2 protein-coding genes are annotated in these 2,476 nt (G+C 30.0%); one reads left to right on the top strand and one right to left on the bottom strand.

Features of this window, described 5'->3' with window-relative positions:
- Positions 1–284 precede the first annotated feature (284 nt).
- A complete protein-coding gene (locus tag WNY78_RS18755; RefSeq protein WP_303426457.1) occupies positions 285–1,412 on the top strand; it encodes a T9SS type A sorting domain-containing protein in 1,128 nt (375 codons plus the stop codon).
- Between the two features lie 167 nt (positions 1,413–1,579).
- Here WNY78_RS18755 and WNY78_RS18750 read toward each other — a convergent pair whose 3' ends face one another.
- Positions 1,580–2,362, bottom strand: coding sequence for a DUF6090 family protein (locus WNY78_RS18750; protein ID WP_178985147.1), 783 nt, complete (start codon positions 2,360–2,362; stop codon positions 1,580–1,582).
- Positions 2,363–2,476: the final 114 nt, after the last annotated feature.

The raw sequence follows: 2,476 nt of genomic DNA, 5'->3' as shown, positions 1-2,476 counted from the left end.
ACAACATGCAGCATAAAAAAAGACTAATTTATTAGGATTTGATCTTGGAATACGTGTATGGAAAGTTGCGTTTTTGTGAGCGAGGATTTTCCGAAGGAAAATCGGAAGTAACAAAAGAGCAACGACCATTATTTAAACACTAATGTAGCAATTTTTTATACACGATGTTGTAAAACGTTTTCATGTTCCGATTTTTATGTCATTGATGTCTTATTATTTAGGCGTAAATTTAATTATTTACTAATTTTATTATTGAATTATATATATTAGTAATCGCTATCAACATGAAAACAAAACTACTTTATATTATTTTTATCTTTTTTTCACAATTAATATTTGCGCAAACGACCTATGTGCCAGATGATAATTTTGAGCAACATCTCATTAATTTAGGTTATGATGATGTTTTAGACGATTATGTGCTTACTGCCAACATTAATACTGTTACGGCTGTTGGAATAAACAATAAAAATATTTCAGACTTAACAGGAATTGAGGACTTTACTGCTTTAGAGTTTCTAACATGTGAATTTAACCAACTTACTAGCTTAGATCTTACCCAAAACACCTCTTTAGAGTTTCTTAGGTGTAATAGTAACCAAATTTCTGGTGAATTGGATCTATCGCAAAACACGAGCCTTTGGCAAGTAGATTGTCATCAAAACTTTATTAACACATTAACTCTACCAGCTACAACAACTTTATCTATTGTAAATGCGCATTACAATGAATTATCGTCTGTAGATTTTTCTAATGTGCCACAATTAACTCAACTAGACCTAAGAGTAAACCAAATCCCAGGCGCCTTGGATTTTACACCTCACACAATGCTTTGGGATTTAAATGTTAGTGTAAACCCTATAACTAGTATAACCTTACCTAATAACTCCAGTATGTTGTTTTTTTCATGTGGAGGAACTCAGATTACTACATTAGACGCTTCGCAACAAAGTGTACTCCAATCAATTAGTTGTAGTTATAATCCATTATTAACTTCATTAAATGTTAAAAACAATAATAACACAAATATTGGCCTCTATTTTTTTGCAGATAATAATCCGTTATTAACCTGTATTCAGGTGGATGATGTTGATTATTCTAATACCAACTGGACAAATATTGACTCTCAGCATTATTTTAGTGAAGATTGCTCTAATTTGAGCGTAGGTGAATTCGATGAAATCAATGTAGACTTATTTCCAAATCCAGTTATCGACAAACTCTTTTTAACTTTTAAAACCTCGGAAAAAATAAATTATCAATTGATAAACCTAAATGGACAACTATTATTTGAAGGAAAGTTTAATGAGCAAAATGATACTGTAAATTTATCTAGAATTCCGTCGGGTATTTATTTTCTAAAATTAGAAACCTTAAATCGATCTATAGTAAAGAAGATTATAAAACGGTAATTTAAAATTTTCAAGGTTTGTTCAAAATGTTTTACAACGGTTTTGTATATGGTTTGTTGCGTGTTTAAACACCTAATTTAGCAAATAAAAACCGAATAGAAAATCCGCGAGGATTTTCGTAAGTAGGCTAGAACTAGCAATAAATTATATACGGTGTTGTGCTTTCGTTATTTTTCTTGTTTTAAATAAGCATCAATAGCCGTAATTGTCTTTAGTCCCTCTTTATGTAGTAACAGTCGAACTCTATGATTTAGTAAAATGTTAGCTTTCGTCAAGCCAAAATTATCGGAAATTATTTTTTTTTGGTCTTCATCTAGGTTTATCACGGAATTATAAAATTTATAAAATGATTTTTCATTCGAGTTTTCTTTCCACCTTTCCGGCATCCCAATGTCTGATCCAGAACCTGTTTCGAAAAAAGGATAAATATTATCATTATATTTTAAGATTGAATTATTGTGTACACTCTCTTCTTTTATTACTTCATCAAATAATCTGTAGTAATATTGAATACTATTTCTTAAAGAATCTGAAGTAATGAGTCCTGTTTTGCCAGACGATTTCATGTCATCAAAAACTATATTTTTACCTTCAAACCAATGGATTCCAAAAGCATTACCTGACTTTGTGACTAATACAATAGGGTCTGTGGCTATTGAATCTGACTGCAAATAACGTCCCAAAAAAGTATAAGCATCTAATTGAATAGTATCCCCTTGAAAAAGCCTTTCTAATTCTGCTAAGTCCTGTTTAATATCTAATTGTATTCTAGCAAGGTATTTCTTTTCATCACCTTTGTCTTTTTTTATATCATTAAGATTATTTAATTGCAAGGCAATAAGAATACCAATTACAACAAGAATAACTTCTCCAATAGCATAAATAAAATAATTACTGAGTTTATTTTCAGTTAATAGTTTTTGTCTAATTTTTCTAAAGAATTTTATCATTGGTTAGCGGTTTCTGATAATGAAGCACAACGTGTTCCTTTAGTTTGTAATAAATATATTTATAGAGAGAAAGAGGAGAACTATAACGTGTTTTAGAATTACAGATCCAGTACA

Source organism: Psychroserpens sp. AS72, from assembly GCF_038900375.1.
In the GTDB taxonomy this organism is placed as follows: Bacteria; Bacteroidota; Bacteroidia; order Flavobacteriales; family Flavobacteriaceae; genus Psychroserpens.
This window is presented reverse-complemented; position numbering and strand designations above follow the sequence as displayed.

Coding starts and splice junctions, on each gene's coding strand:
- WNY78_RS18755 (WP_303426457.1), top strand. CDS start 285: ATGAAAACAAAACTACTTTATATTATTTTTATCTTTTTTTCACAATTA.
- WNY78_RS18750 (WP_178985147.1), bottom strand. CDS start 2,362: ATGATAAAATTCTTTAGAAAAATTAGACAAAAACTATTAACTGAAAAT.